This is a genomic window from Bacillus sp. ISL-75 (genome assembly GCF_018613095.1).
In genome coordinates this window covers 25,865-43,352 of record NZ_JAGGQX010000017.1, presented here as the reverse complement: position 1 = coordinate 43,352, position 17,488 = coordinate 25,865, and the positions used below count along the sequence as shown (strand labels likewise).

Genomic DNA, 17,488 nt, shown 5'->3' with positions numbered 1-17,488 from the left:
TAATTCTATAATTATGTCGAAAAACTGTCAATACTATTACAAAAAACTAATCATTCAGACTAATGTGCTGCTATTAAAGAGACCTAGATGCATAAAGGGTTTTATTTATTAAGTTAGAAATTACTGCTTTTATTTTCCAAAAGAATGTTTCGTTTCCATTCTTTAAAAATAGTCGAGTTATTCTAATCCATTTTTATCGATTTTTGTTCTGAAACTTAATCCAATTTATTGTCAATGTGATTTAATTGTTCATTTCGTTTCTTTGAGGATCATGCCCATTAATTTATATAGACAATTTACCCAATCCTTCTAACCCACATAAGTTACATTATTGAAGTGAAACAGGAGGAGTGGCAGATGGTGATCCATGTGGTCCGGAGCGGTGAAACACTTTGGCAAATTGCTGCACGCTACAAAGTAAATATGAATGGAATTGTTCAATCAAATGGGCTCCAAAACCCGAACCAGCTGTTAGTTGGCCAATCGCTTGTAATCCCAGTCCCCGGGACATCACACATCATTAGATCCGGTGATACATTGTGGTCAATTTCACAACAGTATGGGGTGGAAATTAACTCGATTATCCAGGCAAATCAACTCACAAATCCGTCTCTTTTATATCCGGGGACAAAACTAATTATCCCTCCACGGATACATGTGACTCAAGCTGGGGAAACCTTATGGCAAATTGCGAATCGTTACGGGGTGACAGTCCAAGCGATTATCATTGAAAATCAGATTCAAAATCCAAACCTCATTTATTCCGGTACACGGTTAAGAATACCAATCAAGAAACCAACCATCGAAGTCAATGCCTATACCTACCAACCCGATCAAGCAGCGGCTGAAACGGTTAAGGAACTTAGCCATTTGCTCACGTATATCAGTCCATTTGCTTACCTAATCAATGAAAATGGGGATCTCACTCCAGCTCATGATGAGTTAACCCTACAAGCAGCAAAAACAAGTAATGTCACACCGATGATGTCGATTACAAACTTTACTTCAACTGCAGCTGGCTCAAACGTGGCTCATACCCTTTTATCTAGTCCAGAATTACGCGAAAAAGTACTAACAAATATGCTTCGGATTATGGATGAAAAAGGGTATAAGGGCGTAAACATTGATTTTGAAAATGTGTTACCAGCCGATCGCGAAAATTACAATCTATTCCTCCAACTAACCGTGGACCGTCTTCATCCGCGAGGATATTTTGTCTCAACGGCAGTTGCACCCAAGCAAAGTGCGACACAAGCGGGTCTGCTGTATGAAGCACATGATTATGAAGCACATGGTAGGATTGTAGACTTTGTCGTGCTGATGACCTATGAATGGGGATACCGATTAGGGCCGCCACAGGCGATCTCTCCTATCAACCAAATGAGACGTGTCGTGGAATATGCGCGGACCGTTATGCCGGCAGAAAAAATATTCTTAGGGTTCCAAATTTATGCCCGTGATTGGCTCCTTCCATATGTTAAAGGACAAGAAGCAGAAACATTTAGTACACAAGAAGCGATTGCGCGTGCGGTAAAATACGGGGCATCGATTCAATATGATGACACCACCCAATCACCATTTTTCCGTTACGTCGATGAAAAAGGCCGTGGCCATGAAGTTTGGTTTGAAGATGCCCGCAGCGCCCAAGCCAAGTTCGACTTGGCTAAGGAATTTAATCTCCGCGGAATTAGTTACTGGGCATTAGGCTATCCGTATCCGTCGAACTGGACGTTGTTAGCTGATAATTTCAATATCAAAAAATAATTTTATGAACAATCAGTTCTAGCATGGACTGATTGTTCATAAGTGAATATTTCCGAGTTAGCGCTGATTACTGAAATATTCTCCAAAGAAAAACCAACTGTAACTCCTGTCCGTTCCATTCTTTTAACAACTACACTTAAAAAAACCTAAATCAACACTACACATAAAAAGGATGAAGTTTTTCGTTTAAACTATACTCGATTCTTTGCCTGAAATTATTCCAAGTGACCATTTCCAATGCTTCTTCAACTGGAAAGAAACCAACTTCCAAACTTTCTGAGGAAGTGGTCAGCTCTCCTCCGGTTGGTATCCCCAAAAATAATGCACTACATATCGATTGGCTCACATTTTGATATATACCACAAAATTTAATCACTTCAATATCTATTCCGCTTTCTTCTTTTGTTTCCCTGATTGCTGCATCCTTCAATGATTCTCCTTCTTCAACCTGACCACCAGGCATTTCCCATCCCCTTCGTGGACCTTTAATTAATAAAATTTCCCCCTGCTCATTAAGTACAATAGTTGCAGCTGAAACAATATGTTTTGGAGTTGGCATATCAGACCTCACATTACTATAGAATACCTAATCAATTCGCTGCCTTTTTCGATTCCCCTTCTTTCACATAACCGATCCATGAAAGGACACAACTCGCCTATTTTCCCAAAATTCCCCTTTCAACCAATCGTTTGATTAAAAGTGCCTTCAACCCTTGATAAATAAGTATTCATACCTTCAAATTTATAAATTAACTGTTGAAAAACGACCTAAAATTAGGAGATAAATAGCCTTTGAACAATTATTGTCTCCAAACGACAGCCAATCGACGTGATTCCATATATGCTATACTAATTAAACGTTTGGTTGAAATAGCTGTAAACACTGTTCTATAGGTATTTTCCCTGTAAATGGTGAGTGGATATTGTCGAGATTCGCAAAATCATTCCGCAGGAAATAACCCACCTTCCCACAAAATCTGATGGGTTTCTCTTAAACTTCCATCATTCTATTAATTTCCCGCCTTTTCTCTACTACACAAACGTTTACTTAAAAGTGGTGTCAACTCTCTCCAGTCCTGACCTTAACCCTCAAAATACCTGAAAGGAATGTAGAAAAATGACTTCAGCTTTAACTCACTCTCTATTTCAAGGCGTCTTTCGTTAAGACCGGGAATCTATGAAAAAAATAAAAAGCGTAATCGATCGCTTATTACGCTTTTTATTAGGATGAAGTTTATTTTTCAAGTCCGGCTTGAAGTAACGCTCGATGGGCAAGCAGAAGGGACCCCGTGATCCCGGCATTATCCCCTAGACCAGGACTCACAATATAGTTAGAAAGCTCCGGTAAGGTGATATAATCGTTCAATAATTCCGGCAGGTACTTATAGATAGACGTGAATACCTGCTTTTGGTTCATGACGCCGCCGCCAAGAATAATTTTTTTAGGAGAGAGAACCAGTATATATTGCATAAGTGCCTGTGCAATATAGTACCCTTCCATTTCCCATACTTCGGAACGCTCCACCAGATGGATTCCTTTTGCACCCCACCGTTCTTCAATCGCAGGTCCAGCCGCCAGACCTTCCAGGCAATCAGCGTGGTATGGGCATTTGCCTTTGTATTCATCATTCGGATGACGTCTTACAAGAATGTGACCCATTTCAGGATGTGACCAACCTTGCAAGAGTTCCCCCTGTACAATCGCTCCTGCTCCAATGCCAGTCCCAACAGTTATGTAAAGGCAGCTATCCAGGCCTTTTGCAGCACCCAGAACAGACTCACCCAATGCAGCAGCATTTACATCCGTATTGAATCCGACTGGAACGGAAAAAGCCTCTTTGAACGTTTCAACAAATGGGAAGTCCCTCCATGCTGTTTTCGGTGTCGTGGTAATCATTCCATAAGTTGGACTTTCCCGGTTCACATCAATCGGCCCGAACGAGCCAATTCCGATGGCTTGGATAGGAAATTTTTTAAAAAATTCAATCACCCTAGGAATGGTCTCCTCAGGTACAGTAGTAGGAACCTGAAAACGCTCCAGAATCTTACCCGATTCATCCCCTACTGCACAAACAAATTTTGTTCCTCCTGCTTCAATGGCACCTAACATGTAAACTTCCTCCAATTGGCATTATTTTAAATGTCTTTTTGATATATTTAAAAATAGCACAAAATAGAAGAATGGAGAAACCCGCTAGAACAAAATTAATTAACCGCATAAACGCATGTTATCGGCGAAAGTGCTCAAAAAACTATATTACTAAAATAAAATGAGCACCACACTGGCTGTTAGTGTTTAAGAACCTCTCTATGTGACCGGACTCTCCTTTTTTCTTCCCTCACGGTCACTTAGAACCTCTCTATGTGACCGGACTCTTCCTTTTTCCTCCTTCGCGGTCACATAGAACCTCTCTATGTGACCGGACTCTTCCTTTTTCCTCCTTCGTGGACACATAGAACCTCTCTATGTGACCGGACTCTCTTTTTTTCCCCCTTCACGGTCACATAGAACCTCTCTATGTGACCGGACTCTTCCTTTTTTCTCCTTCGCGGTCACTTAGAACCTCTCTATGTGACCGGACTCTCCTTTTTTCTTCCCTCCCGGTCACTTAGAACCTCTCTATGTGACCGGACTCTTCCTTTTTCCTCCTTCGTGGACACATAGAACCTCTCTATGTGACCGGACTCTCTTTTTTTCCCCCTTCACGGTCACATAGAACCTCTCTATGTGACCGGACTCTTCCTTTTTCCTCCTTCGCGTTCACATAGAACCTCTCTTAACGACCGGACTCCCTGTTTTTTCACCTCCACAGTCATTTAGCTCCTCTTGAATACTAGTTCTCGCTCTCCTCAAAACTCCTTTCCATTTCCGCCCGCCAGTTGATTATTTACTCCAAATCCATCCAATGAAATGACAAATCTCACCCATTTCCCCCAAATTTCCCTTTCATTCAAACGTTTGATTAAAACTGTGACATCCCTTGATAAATATGCGTTTGTCTCTCCAAATATATAAATTAATTGTTGAAAAATGAACTGAAAATAGGAAATAAATAGCTCCAGAGCCATTATTGCCACTAAACGACGGCCATTCGACTAAATACCATATATGCTATACTAATCAAACGTTTGATTGAAACAGCTGCAAGTACTAACCTATAAGGATTTCCTCTGCTAATGCAGGCGGGAAATTGTCGGTTTACGCGGGATCATTCCGCAGGAAATAACCATTATTTCCACAAAAACAGGCTGATTTCGCTTGAACTTACATCATTCTATTAATTCCCCCCCTTTTCCCTACTACATAAACGTTTGATTAAAAGAGGGCTCAGCACGTGCCATTCCTGGATTTATTCCTCTAAATGGCTGAAAAGTTTGTCGAGAACTGTCTTTAATAACACCTCTTTTCTGGAGATTACTAATGAACAGCTGAGCACTCCACATAATAAATAGCTATTCTATTAAGCTACCAGTCGGTTTATAACGTGGGACAATCCCATGAAATAAGAGTATTTGAGTCAAGACATCAGAATATGCACAAATTCGACACAAAACCAAGCAACATCCCCTTGCATTCGACGAATATCTTTGATTATATTATTGTGGGAATATTTTTTTTTTGTGGAATTTTTGAACTCTTTCTATTAGTTATATATTCTGGCATAGGTAGGTAACAACTATGGTATTTGACGGCATCATTATTTCGTTTATAGTAGGGTTTCTTCGAAAAGGGAATCTAAGAGCACTGGCACAGTTGAAGCTAAAGTGGGGATGGATCTTTCCTCTTCTATTGGTTGTTGAACTAGCCGTTTTTATTCTCCAAAACGATAGCAAATTTCTCGGACAGGTAAGCGGATACATCTACATTGTGGTATATGTACTCGGTTTACTATTTCTATTTATAAACCGCAAAAACGCAGGTTTTAATCTGATTTTACTAGGTGTATTTCTCAATTTCTTGGTTATGGTGCTCAATGGCGGTAGAATGCCGGTATCATTAGATGCTGCATCTATTTTACCAGCTGGTTATCTCGATGTTTTTAAAGAGCAATTATATGCGAAGCATACAGCGCTAACAGAATCTACAAAACTAGGCATCTTAGGCGATATTATCCCAATTACAGACCCATATCCTAGAACACAAATTATTAGCATCGGTGATATAATTATGAATATCGGTGCCTTCCTCTTTATTCAATCCTTAATGCTAAAACACCCTGCAGCAAAGAATAGGCATGAAACTTCACTCTCCATTAAAGGAGGTGAAACCAAATGAAACAACAAAAGCCAGAAGGCCTTAAATTAACAAGTGTTATCGTAAATGCTATTATTCTTGCTTCAATGATTATTGCTTTAACATCTGGAATGAAACTAATATAATAAGAAGAATGGAGGAGTAAAATTATCTTACTTCTCCATTCTAATATTTTTAGATATGAGTGATTAAAAATGGACAGAATCAAACAACCAGCTAATCTCTATTTATTGATGGTTTCATTTCTCGGAAGTATAGGATTTTTACTGATAAAACCCTTTAATTTCCTCGATACTTCAAAATTAGTAATTACCCTTACCTTAGTAGGAGCGATATTACTCCTAAATCATTACACGATCCCCATTCCACCTGACGGAAATTCCATTTCGATGGACTCTGCAATTTATCTAGCCAGCATTTTTTTATTTGGCTTAAATTTTACATTAGAAGTTTTACTAATCAATTCGGTGATCTATGCCATATATAAACGAAAGATTGTCTGGTGGAAACATCTATTCAATTTTTCAATCTATAGTATTATGATGATTCTTTCCTACTTTCTCTTTACTTCGACCAATGGAGTCGTAGGTGACATTAATACAGGCAACTTATTACCTTACATTCTTTCACTTAGTGCCTATTTTATTCTAAACACGATTTTAATCAGTTTATACTTCCTTCTGCTGCAAACAGAAAGCGCGATTAAATTAATGACCGGAATTGTAAGGGATAAAACCTTTCTTGTAAGCTACCTTTGTACATTATTACTCTCACTTGTACTTGGAATTCTTATTCAAGTAAATCCAATCTTGGGTCTCGTTATGTTTGTGTGCATTTCGATCCTTTTGTCGGTAGCATTTAATGAACATTTCCGCTTGTTTCAAGAAACCCTGGATAAAGCCAACAAAGACACCCTGACTGGTCTCAATAACCATGGTTACTTTAAAGAAATTTTGGAAAAAGAAGTAGCGATCGCAAAGGAAACGGATCAGCCATTAAGTGTGGTCATCCTTGATATAGATGATTTTAAAAAATTCAACGATCTGTACGGGCATATTCAAGGGGATCATTTGCTCCAAGAATTTGGTGCCATTTTAAAAACCGAGTCCGACGCTGCAAATTTTATCGTTGCACGTTATGGCGGCGAAGAATTTTCGATTATTATGCCAAACACCGATCGTAAAACAGCTTATTCGTTCATGAATGAATTACGGAAGAAAGTAAATGACACCTACTATAAAGGGGTGGAACGTCTCCCTTACGGCTGCTTGTCCTTTTCATCTGGGATTGCCGAATGTGAAAAAGAGACCTACAATATTTCTGAACTTCTGAACAAAGCGGATCAAGCGATGTATGCGGCGAAGAACCAAGGGAAAAATCTTGTTCAAATCTATAATGGCCGATCTGAATATTCCGTTCATCACTCGCTTTCACTTGAAAAAGAGCTGGAGGAAGCAGAATTTCAATTAAAGATTTTCCTCTCAAAGGATGTCTATACCTATCGCCATAGTAAACGGGTCTACCAATATGCTGTTGATTTTTCACGGATGCTTAACTTAAGTGTTCATGAACGCAAAACGCTGATTCTTGGAGCCCTTGTCCATGACATTGGAAAAATTGAAATCCCGCGTGAAATTTTAACTAAAAAGGGAAAACTCGAGCCTCATGAATGGGAATTGATGAAAAAGCACGTAACCTATGGTAAAGAGATCATTTCAACCAATAAGAAATTAGAAGACTTGATTCCACTAGTTGAACTCCACCATGAACGGTATGATGGGAACGGCTATCCATATGGCTTAGCAGGAAAATCGATTCCAAAGCTGGCGCGTATTCTCTGTGTGATTGATTCCTTTGATGCGATGACAACAGAGCGTCCCTATCAAAAAACAAAAAAATTCCATGAAGCCATCGATGAATTGCGCGACTGCTCTGGAAAACAATTTGATCCTCAATTCATTGAACCGTTTATAGCCATGATTAAGGAGTTTGATAACTCCGGGGATGAACGAAAAAAAGAGCTTGTTGGAGTGAATGGCTAATACTTTGCTGCCAAAGTTGGCAGAAGAAAAAAATCAATAGTAGAAAAAGAAAAACCTCATTTAGACCCGGTTCACCGGAACGTGTCTAAATGAGGTTTTCTTTTTCAAATGATAAATTTAAGCTCTTTGATCTGACCCCTGCATCAAAGTTATACAAAAAAGAGGAGAAGCAGGAAGGTTTCCTCATTTTTCTAGGGCAATATATTTTGATTGGATCTTAGGTAATTTACAAATCCTATCAAATGAAATCAATGCAAATCGGAACGAAATCATCGAAACAGGAGTAAAAATCACAAAAATAGCTAATGGAGCATAAAAAAGTACAATGCCTGCTGCAATCCACATAAGTATAATGGCAAAGGTTGTCTTTACATCAATCAATGAAAATGTAAATGCTTGTTTGATAAGTCCAATTCCTTTTGTTTCATAATGAACCAGAATAGAAAACAATAGGGCACTAGTCAAAAGATAGAGGATGAGAGCCGTTATGGTTATGACAATCAGCACTACTTTTACGTTGCTTGGAATTTGCAGGAAATAGACTACATCTAACACAAGTAAAAAACCAAGGAAGATCCAAACAGTACCGACCATAGATCCTTGTTTGAAAAATAACCGATATTCATGAATAAAACTTCGAATAACACTAGGATCCTTATATAAATGCCACTTTCTTATTACCCCATACATCGCAGCAGTTGAAGGTCCAATCGTAAATACGGGCATAGAACAGATAACCCATAAGAGATTTAGGATCATGATGTTCGTTACAGTTCTCAAGAATAATGCGGTTTTTCCATCCCAAGGATTCATGTCTATCATCCTTTCTTATTTCCAAGTAGATTCAAGGCTGTGTATAGTTACATTGGATAAAATAACTTCCCCTTCGGTTGCCATAAACTCTAGCTTATAACCTGATTCACAAGGGTAGAATAACTCTGTCATGACACGACTACCCTGATTGACAAACAATTCAATCGAGGTTTTATCTAGAATGAAGGTAAAATCACTAACTTCAGCTAATGGCATCGTATCCACACTCGCAAAATGCTCTGAAAATGAAACTTGGCCACTATTTCTTCGATCGATCCTCACTTCATGTTTTACACGGTCAAAGATAATTTGCAGTTTCTCCTGCTCTCCGCTAAGCGTGATGGAAAAAGAGGAAGCCGTATTTTTTACCACATTTGCTTCTGCAATAAATTGGAGATCATCCAATACAATTGGACCAGATTGACTAGATTGTAAGGTCATAGTTTCATTAGATAGAATCGGATTTTTATATAAAGATGATAGGTCAATTGGTGTTTGAACTAAGGTCAAATCACCTTTTTGCCTGCGCAGACTCAACTTCCTCGGAATAGACATCACGCTTCTAAAAGGATTTGTCGGGACTTGATTGGCATACTGCCAATTGCTCATCCATCCAATCCAAGTAGGTTCAGAGAGATTACTCCATGTAACGGCTGCATAAAAATCACGCCCAAAATCGGCCCATTTCACTACCTCTTTTTCATCATCACAGCAAAAAGTCGTCCCATCAAAATCACCAATGAAATACTGGACAACGGATCCTCCATTCGGACCGCCTGGGTTAATACTAACAATCAATACCCATTTCCTTTCGTTCTCACCTTTCACCGCCAATGGAATTAAGTCCGGGCACTCCCAAACGCCTCCATGTGCACCGTATTCACTGCCGAATGTGGACAAAAGATTCCAATCAATTAGATTTGGTGACCCATAAAAATGAATACAATCACCACATGCTAGAGACATCACCCATTTTTGTGACTCCTCATGCCAAAATACCTTTGGGTCTCGGAAATCTTTTATTCCCGGATTATCAATAACGGGATTCCCAGCATATTTAGTCCATGATCGCCCTCGATCATTGGAATAAGCAATGCTCTGCTTTTCATTGTCCTCACCATGATGGGTAAAGATTGCTACCATCACATCTTCATCAGAAGATTTTAATCCACTGGTGTTTTGTTTATCAATAACCGAACTGCCTGAAAAAATCTGTCCCAATTCATCCGGGTAAAGAGCAATCGGCAATTCCTCCCAGTGTAACAGGTCTTTACTTACCGCGTGGCCCCAGTGCATAGGCCCCCATACGGTATCATGTGGATGATATTGATAAAAAAGATGGTACTCTTCCTTGTAATATACCAACCCATTTGGATCATTCATCCATTTTTCTTTTGGGCTAAAGTGAAGCTGCGGTCGAAATTGTTCATCGTACATGAGGAACACCTCCAGTTATAGTAGTTTCCAAATGATCCAAGGTAGGTACGACGCTAAACCCGCCTTTTACTGTAGTAGTTTGTGCCGCCACACCATTTGCAAATTGAAGCATATCACTTAAGTCAGTTTTCGTTAATTCTTGAATCGGTTTGCTTTTTACTAAAAACTGATGAAGCACAGAGGCCATGAAGGCGTCCCCTGCTCCTGTTGTATCAACTGGCTGTACCTCAATCCCCTTTTCTTCAAGTAGGTGCCCGTTGCAAATGACCATGGCACCTTCTTTTCCTTTTGTCATAAACAACAATGGAATATGGTAATTTTCGGCAAGCAGTTGAGAGGCTTTTAGTGGATCAGCTTCATTCATAATAAACTGTACTTCCTCATCGGAAATTTTTACAATATCTGCCCATTTTAACCCGTCTATCATCATCCTTTTGGCATCTTCTTGATTTCCCCATAATAATGGACGATAATTCGGGTCGAAACTGATGATTTTATTTTCCTTTTTTGCATATTTCAAAGCTTCTAGAGTTGATTCCCTCGAAGGATGATGGGTTAAGGAAAGAGAACCAAAGTGAAAAATCTTCGCCTCCCGAATCAGATGGTATTCAATCTCATCGTTCGTTAAAAGTTGGTCAGCACCAGGATTACGAATAAAATCGAAGGTCCGATTCCGATTTTCATCGAGAGAAACAATGGCCACAGTAGTAGGTGCCGCTTCTTCCATGAGCACGTAATCAACATTGATCCCTTCACTTTGGACACTTTTCTTCAAATAGGTTCCAAATGCATCGTTTCCTACCTTTGAAATATAAGCAGTGGAGTGTCCCCACTTCGCTAATCCAGACAACACATTGATTGGTGCCCCACCTACTTTTGCCTCATAGGAAGGGGTATCGGGTGTATAGTCATTATGGGGGATTAAATCAATCAATAATTCGCCTAAAGATACAATTTCGAACATATTGCTTTCTCCTTAATCAACCTTTTACGCCGCTTGAAGTGATCCCTTGGACATAATAGCGTTGGAAAAATATGAATATCAAGATAACAGGAATCGTTGTTAACGTAAGTGCAGCCATGATTTGACCATATTGAATGTTATTATCTGTAAAGAGATATTGAATCCCAATTTGTACAGTTTGAATAGACTGATCTGTTGCAACAATAAGTGGCCACATAAAATCACTCCAATGGGTGACAAATGTTAAAATGGCAGCTGTCGCAAACACAGGTTTTGAATTAGGAACAACAATCCGGACAAAGGTTTGCCATGGGGATGCTCCATCGATTTGTGCTGCTTCTTCCAATTCCTTTGGAAAACCCATGAAGAATTGTCTGAATAAGAAGATATTAAATGCACTAGCAATAAACGGAATAATGAGTGCCGGAAATTCATTAATCCACCCAAATTTATTGACAACAATATAAAGGGGAATTAATACACTTTCAAATGGAACAACATATAAAGCAATGATGATAATTAAAATGAGATCACTGCCGGGGAATTTCAATTTTACAAGTGCATAGGCACATATGGAGTTGACGACTGTACCTAAGATGACAATCATTCCAACTGTAAATAAACTGTTCCCCATATAATGAAAGAAGTTAATATTTTCGTTGAATAAAATTTTTGCATAGTTATCAAAGGTCGTTTCTTTCGGAATAAACGCTTCAAATCCCATATCTTTAAAAATCAATGTTTCAGGTTTGACCGATGCAATGATCATCCAAAGGAGTGGGGAGATAAACAAAAACCCAAGCACGAGGATGCTAATTGTAATACCCATTTTTCCTATACGTTTTTTTGTACGGTTTGTCATCATCAATCCACCCCTTTATTGTTTTAATAGTTTTTTAAGTAACAATGACGTAATGATAACCACTAGGAAAAAGACTACGGCGATCGCAGAAGAATAACCTACATCACGAAATTGGAAGCCATTTTCATAAAGCATAAAAACAAGCGTTTTTGTTGAATCACTCGGTCCACCATTCGTCATAACATAAGGCTGGATAAATAATCGAAAGGCTTGAATCGTTGTGATAATCAGGACAAAACCAGTCACATGTTGGATAGACGGCAGGGTTACATTCCTAAATTTCTGCCATACATTTGCACCGTCTATTTCAGCCGCTTCGTATAATTCCTCAGGGACATCCTTTAATCCTGCCAGGAAGATCATCATTTGAAATCCAGCAGCTTGCCAGATAGACATAAAGATGATGGAGTTCATCGCTTGGTCCGGACTTAACAAAAACGGCTGGTTTTCAAATCCAAAAAAGTTCAATGCATTATTGATCAATCCATTATCCACGTTGTATAAAAATGTCCAAAGAATAGCGACAACCACCATGGAGGTGACTACCGGGCTAAAGAAAAATACGCGTCCTAGGGAAGCCGCCTTCACCTTTTTATTCACAAGAATAGCTAACAAAAGCGCCACGCCACATTGAAGCGGGACAACAAGAACGGTAAAATACAATGTATTTTTTAATGCGGTAAAAAAGATTTTATCTTGAAAAAGTCTTATATAATTATCGAAGCCGGTAAACACTTTTGCATCTGGGTTTAACATATTGTAATTCATAAAGCTATAGAAGAACGCCAATATAACCGGCAAGATCAAAAATGCAAACAATAATGCTAAGGCTGGAAGAGAGAACAACACCCCTAGCACTTTTTGTTGACGTTTGTAGGTCATTGGACTTTCACGTTTGTACGCCAAGTGACTATCACCGCTTTTAACAATTTCCGCCATGTTTACACCTCCACATTGTAGTATCAAAAAAGGCAATCATACGATTGCCTTTATCTAGTTTTTATTTTTTACGTGCAATATCTTCATCAGTTTCTTTCGCTACTTTATCTAATTCTTCCTGAACGTCACCGCCAAGGAAAATATTTTGAACGGCCTGCCCGTACTTAGTAGACAATACAGGGTATGAAGTTGTAGCAGGTCTAGGATGAGCTGTATTTAACACTTGATCTTTTAAGATGTTAAGAGGTGCTTCATTCCATTCTGTCATTTCTTCAAAAGAAGACATACGTGCTGCTGGCTTATTATCAGCTTTTGCTAATTTAATGATATTTTCTTTATTCATAATATAGTTCAGAAGAGTGGCTGATTCTTTTTTATGCTTTGTATCCGTAGAGATTCCCCAGTTCCAGTCACCTGATGGTGATACTTGCTCACCAGAATTGCTTCTTGGGTAATAAGTAATCCCCCACTCAGTCTTAGGATAATCTTGTAACTTTCTCCATTCCCAAGAACCCATTAACATCATTGCAGCTTTTCCATCTTCAAATTCAGTTGGTTTAGGTTGTAGATTAACTAGACCTTCCTTTGTAAACTTTTGAAGGTATTTTAACGCTTCCACTGTTTTTGGACCATTTACATAACCATTAGCTTTTGAACCATCTTCAGCAATAAAGCTTCCACCATTACTCCATACGGTAGGACCTGAGAAATAGATAATCCATTCACCGTAATCGAGGGTCCAGTTTACACCATAAATACCTTTCTTTTTATCTGTTAATTTTTTAGCAGCTTCATAGAATTGATCCCATGTCCATGCATCTTCTAGCTTGGTAGGAGGTGTGATACCCGCATCTTTTAACATTTTAACGTTATAAAACAAGGCAACTGTTGATTCTGTGGCTCCAACGGTATATAACTTACCATCAAACGTACCTTGTGTAATGATCGAATCAACAAAATCATCTTGATTTTCGACAAGACCGTCAATAGGCTGGATAATCCCAGAATCAGCGTAGTTGGCCACGTTCGGACCATCCATAGCTACTAAATCAGGAAGTGTATCGCTTGTTGCTGCAGCAGAAACTTTATCTTCATAGGCATATTTATTACCTCGAGGTATTAATGTAAGTTCTGCTTCAATTTTCCCTTTGTGTTCCTTGTTGAATTCTTTAATAATTTCTTTATACGCTTCTGATGTATCCCCTTGTGGATGCCATAATGTTAATTTAACGGCTCCACTTTCACTCTTTGATGCGCTATCACTACTACATGCGCTCAAGATTCCTAATAATAAGATAATAGACATACTAATTGCGAACAGTTTTTTCACTACTTTTCCCCCTCTGTCTTGTTTTTTCCATAAAGCGTTTTCACATATTAAGCATAAAATAATTGAAACGCTTTCAAAATGAGGTATTCCTCTTATGATTGTTTAAATTTTTACTATTTTCGAAATGGAAAAAGCCTCCCAAAAAAATATTGAGAGGCTTAAAGCTAATCTTTCTTAAATAGTTTTCGATATTCACTTGGTGTTTTCTTCATTTTCCTCTTAAAAACCTGGCTAAAGTATCGTTGATCCGTATAGCCCACTTTTTGAGCTATTTCATACGTCTTTAAATCTAGATTTTCTAAAAGCAGGCATGCGTAATTGACTCTCACATCCGTCAAATATTCAAGGAAGGTTACTCCAGTTCTTTGTTTAAAAAGATTACTAAAATAACTTACACTCAAACCAACCTGTTCTGCCACTTGCTCTATACCCAAATCTTGTTCAAAATGATTCTTTATAAAAGATATTGCATCATTCATCAAGTCTGCTGATGTTTGTTTTCGTTTATACTCCTCTTTGATCAGTTCGTCAGTAATAATAGCACTCTTTATAAAGGCATCAAACTTGATTAATTCCCTTGTATGATCTACTGATTTTCGTATGTCCAATAAACATTCTACGGATGGACCAATGGATACTATACATTTTTGTGAAGCTTCCTGGACGATTTGTTGGGCAAAACCCTTCACACATCCATCAATTGGAACAGGTAAATCGTTAGAGAATTCTAGCACGACAATGACATCCACATCCGAGATTCGATAAATAAATAGCTTCGTATTCCCTTTCATACAGGAATCATGGATCTGGTGAATGATCGATTCTATATTTTGCTCAGGGGATTTCACTGCCATCGCAATATAGGGCTGATATTTATTGATCACTTCCGGTTTTATATTTTCCATTGTAATCAATTCATAAATCAGGAATTTTTCATACTCATGTTCCTTTATTTTTTGATTTTTCAATTCCCCAATAGCACGTTCAACGCATTCTTGTAATTCATCATAATCAATCGGTTTTAGGATATAATCAAGGGCATTATTTTTTAAACCTTCTCTAGCATATTCAAAATCATCATAACCGCTTATTAATAATGTAATCGGTTGATAAGGTAATTTTTGTACCTGCTTTAATAAGTCAATACCAGAAATCCCCGGCATCGATATATCCGTTAATAGGAGGTCAATCCGTTCCTTTTCTATTATCTCTAATGCTTCCTGGCCATTTTGGGCGGTACCTATAATCAGACAATCTAATGCGTGCCAATCAATAATTTGTGTAAGATTCTTTAATATTAGTGGTTCATCATCTGCAATTAATACTCTAAAGCCCATGTTTTTCACCTTTTATTGGAAATGAAATTTTTATTATCGTTCCATTCTTTTCATCAGAACAAATGATTAACCCATAATTTTCACCATAATAAAGTCCTAATCGTTCCTGAACATTACGAATCCCATGACCTCTGCCGTTACTTTTCTCTGTTTCCCAGCCATTTAATTTCAACAAGGCTTTTTTATCAATTCCCTTGCCATTATCCTCAACCCAAAATTGACCTTGCCCATTGGTCATGGCAGCTCTAATTTTGATGATTCCGACGTGTTCCTGATCAAACGCATGGATTAAGATATTTTCAACGAGCGGCTGGAGAATGAGTTTTAAAACAGGTTCGTTTTTCAACCCTTCGTCTACTTCAACCATGAATGAAAATCGATTATCATATCTGATTTTTTGAATTTCTAAGTAGCTAATGACATGACGGATCTCATCTTGAACCTTAACTTCATAGCCTCCATTAATACTAATCCGTAATAATTTTCCGAGATTAATCGTCATTTTACTAATTTCTTTTTGGCCATTTAATGCAGCAAGCGCATTGATTGATTCAAGCGTATTATATAAAAAATGAGGGTTAATTTGTTGTTGCAGCACTTTGAATTGCGCTTCCCGCTTACGTTCCTGTTCGGTTTCCACTTCTTTCAATAATTGTTGAATCCGAGAAATCATGTTATTAAATCCTAACGAAATTTTCTCTAATTCTTTTAATTTGAAACTTTCCATTCGACTACTTAACATACCTACTTCAGCTAGTTTCATATGTTTTAGTAGCTCTTGAATGAAACGCGAAATATTTTTTAAGAATAAAACATTAAAAAGGACGGCAATGATTACAGCAAAAGCGACAATTAACAACGTTGTATTTCGAATATGTTGAATATCGTTGGAAATATCCTTCCAAGGTTTAATAGAAATCAAAATGGCAGATGAATTCGTTCCAGTAGTAAAACTTGACGGCATATACGTAATTAAGCTTTTCTCACGATTCCAATAATCAATGAGATATCCATTTTCCTGTGATTGAATCTCAGAGAATTGGTCGATATCAAACTGCTTACCAATTAAATCCCTGTCTAATGAATATAATATCGTCCCATTTTGATTGACTAACATTCCATATGCTGTATCTTCTTGGACGTCCTTAAAGATATTATCAAATAGGTCTAATTTGACGTCTAAAATCAAGTAACCTAAGTCAGTAAGAGTATCAATATCCTTTACCACTCTTCCTTGAGTTAGCACAAACCTTTTTTCATAATTAAATGGATGAATTTCAGAAGGGGTTAACCAAACGGATCTTCCTTTTTCTTGCAGTATTTGATGATGAAAAAGGCTAGCTTGGAATGTTTTAAATGATGGAATCTGTGTATTTTTTAAATGGGTAGCACTCCCGCTTTTACTATATAAAATAAAATCATCTATTTGCGAGTTTCCATGCATAATGCCCGCAATCGCCTGCTCCTTATTGTAAAATTCGATAATGGATGTCCTATCATTTGTTCTTAAAAACGAGTGAATTTCACCTGATGAAATAACATAGTCTGAAAAAGCATTTACTTCTGATACAGAAGCCACTATATTTCGATTAACAGCCCTTAATGTCTGAACCGTTTGATTGCTTATCTTTTGTTGTAAGGTTGTTGATGAAATTTTGTATGATACAAACCCTAATATGATGATAGGCAGTAAAATAAAAAGTAAAAAGGCTATGATCATTTTTTGTTGAAATCTAAGCATACAG

The 17,488-nt window shown here is 37.9% G+C and carries 14 protein-coding genes; 3 read left to right on the top strand and 11 right to left on the bottom strand.

The annotated features are described in order from the left end of the window. Positions 1-357 precede the first annotated feature (357 nt). Positions 358-1,764, top strand: coding sequence for a LysM peptidoglycan-binding domain-containing protein (locus J7E63_RS07425; RefSeq protein WP_215010873.1), 1,407 nt, complete (start codon positions 358-360; stop codon positions 1,762-1,764). Between the two features lie 157 nt (positions 1,765-1,921). Here J7E63_RS07425 and J7E63_RS07420 read toward each other — a convergent pair whose 3' ends face one another. From J7E63_RS07420 to J7E63_RS07410, 3 genes are all read right to left on the bottom strand, one after another. Further along, the gene (locus J7E63_RS07420) at positions 1,922-2,323 is read right to left on the bottom strand and encodes an NUDIX hydrolase (RefSeq protein WP_215010872.1); all 402 of its coding nucleotides are present in this window, start codon (positions 2,321-2,323) and stop codon (positions 1,922-1,924) included. A 675-nt stretch (positions 2,324-2,998) separates the two neighbouring features. Beyond that, positions 2,999-3,874 (bottom strand): ROK family protein, encoded by an 876-nt coding sequence (locus J7E63_RS07415; protein ID WP_215010871.1) that lies wholly within the window; start codon positions 3,872-3,874, stop codon positions 2,999-3,001. Between the two features lie 740 nt (positions 3,875-4,614). After that, positions 4,615-4,833, bottom strand: a complete 219-nt coding sequence (locus tag J7E63_RS07410; RefSeq protein WP_215010870.1) for a hypothetical protein — start codon at positions 4,831-4,833, stop codon at positions 4,615-4,617. A gap of 610 nt (positions 4,834-5,443) precedes the next feature. Between J7E63_RS07410 and J7E63_RS07405 the strand changes: the two genes are divergently transcribed. Further along, entirely contained in the window at positions 5,444-6,040 is a 597-nt protein-coding gene (locus J7E63_RS07405) for a DUF5317 domain-containing protein (protein WP_215010869.1), read from the top strand. Positions 6,041-6,213: 173 nt separating this feature from the next. After that, a complete protein-coding gene (locus tag J7E63_RS07400) occupies positions 6,214-8,061 on the top strand; it encodes a bifunctional diguanylate cyclase/phosphohydrolase (protein WP_215010868.1) in 1,848 nt (615 codons plus the stop codon). A gap of 183 nt (positions 8,062-8,244) precedes the next feature. On the opposite strand, the gene J7E63_RS07395 is transcribed toward J7E63_RS07400, so the two are convergent. The 8 genes from J7E63_RS07395 to J7E63_RS07360 form a co-directional block, all read right to left on the bottom strand. Then, positions 8,245-8,874 (bottom strand): YesL family protein, encoded by a 630-nt coding sequence (locus tag J7E63_RS07395; protein WP_215010867.1) that lies wholly within the window; start codon positions 8,872-8,874, stop codon positions 8,245-8,247. Between the two features lie 15 nt (positions 8,875-8,889). Continuing rightward, positions 8,890-10,311, bottom strand: a complete 1,422-nt coding sequence (locus J7E63_RS07390) for a glycoside hydrolase family 32 protein (RefSeq protein ID WP_215010866.1) — start codon at positions 10,309-10,311, stop codon at positions 8,890-8,892. Beyond that, the gene (locus J7E63_RS07385) at positions 10,301-11,275 is read right to left on the bottom strand and encodes a carbohydrate kinase family protein (RefSeq protein ID WP_215010865.1); all 975 of its coding nucleotides are present in this window, start codon (positions 11,273-11,275) and stop codon (positions 10,301-10,303) included. The genes J7E63_RS07390 and J7E63_RS07385 overlap by 11 nt, the downstream gene beginning before the upstream one ends. A gap of 16 nt (positions 11,276-11,291) precedes the next feature. Then, positions 11,292-12,140, bottom strand: coding sequence for a carbohydrate ABC transporter permease (locus J7E63_RS07380; RefSeq protein ID WP_251026470.1), 849 nt, complete (start codon positions 12,138-12,140; stop codon positions 11,292-11,294). Between the two features lie 12 nt (positions 12,141-12,152). Next, positions 12,153-13,076, bottom strand: a complete 924-nt coding sequence (locus J7E63_RS07375; RefSeq protein WP_251033415.1) for a carbohydrate ABC transporter permease — start codon at positions 13,074-13,076, stop codon at positions 12,153-12,155. Positions 13,077-13,137: 61 nt separating this feature from the next. Then, a complete protein-coding gene (locus J7E63_RS07370) occupies positions 13,138-14,406 on the bottom strand; it encodes an ABC transporter substrate-binding protein (protein ID WP_215010864.1) in 1,269 nt (422 codons plus the stop codon). A 164-nt stretch (positions 14,407-14,570) separates the two neighbouring features. Further along, positions 14,571-15,743 carry a response regulator gene (locus J7E63_RS07365; protein ID WP_215010863.1) on the bottom strand — a complete coding sequence of 391 codons (1,173 nt, stop codon included), beginning with the start codon at positions 15,741-15,743 and terminating at the stop codon, positions 14,571-14,573. After that, complete coding sequence (locus J7E63_RS07360; RefSeq protein ID WP_215010862.1) at positions 15,733-17,484, bottom strand: cache domain-containing sensor histidine kinase; 1,752 nt, start codon at positions 17,482-17,484, stop codon at positions 15,733-15,735. The genes J7E63_RS07365 and J7E63_RS07360 overlap by 11 nt, the downstream gene beginning before the upstream one ends. Positions 17,485-17,488 lie beyond the last annotated feature (4 nt).

Coding starts and splice junctions, on each gene's coding strand:
- J7E63_RS07425 (WP_215010873.1), top strand. CDS start 358: ATGGTGATCCATGTGGTCCGGAGCGGTGAAACACTTTGGCAAATTGCT.
- J7E63_RS07420 (WP_215010872.1), bottom strand. CDS start 2,323: ATGCCAACTCCAAAACATATTGTTTCAGCTGCAACTATTGTACTTAAT.
- J7E63_RS07415 (WP_215010871.1), bottom strand. CDS start 3,874: ATGTTAGGTGCCATTGAAGCAGGAGGAACAAAATTTGTTTGTGCAGTA.
- J7E63_RS07410 (WP_215010870.1), bottom strand. CDS start 4,833: ATGGCTCTGGAGCTATTTATTTCCTATTTTCAGTTCATTTTTCAACAA.
- J7E63_RS07405 (WP_215010869.1), top strand. CDS start 5,444: ATGGTATTTGACGGCATCATTATTTCGTTTATAGTAGGGTTTCTTCGA.
- J7E63_RS07400 (WP_215010868.1), top strand. CDS start 6,214: ATGGACAGAATCAAACAACCAGCTAATCTCTATTTATTGATGGTTTCA.
- J7E63_RS07395 (WP_215010867.1), bottom strand. CDS start 8,874: ATGAATCCTTGGGATGGAAAAACCGCATTATTCTTGAGAACTGTAACG.
- J7E63_RS07390 (WP_215010866.1), bottom strand. CDS start 10,311: ATGTACGATGAACAATTTCGACCGCAGCTTCACTTTAGCCCAAAAGAA.
- J7E63_RS07385 (WP_215010865.1), bottom strand. CDS start 11,275: ATGTTCGAAATTGTATCTTTAGGCGAATTATTGATTGATTTAATCCCC.
- J7E63_RS07380 (WP_251026470.1), bottom strand. CDS start 12,140: ATGATGACAAACCGTACAAAAAAACGTATAGGAAAAATGGGTATTACA.
- J7E63_RS07375 (WP_251033415.1), bottom strand. CDS start 13,076: ATGGCGGAAATTGTTAAAAGCGGTGATAGTCACTTGGCGTACAAACGT.
- J7E63_RS07365 (WP_215010863.1), bottom strand. CDS start 15,743: ATGGGCTTTAGAGTATTAATTGCAGATGATGAACCACTAATATTAAAG.
- J7E63_RS07360 (WP_215010862.1), bottom strand. CDS start 17,484: ATGCTTAGATTTCAACAAAAAATGATCATAGCCTTTTTACTTTTTATT.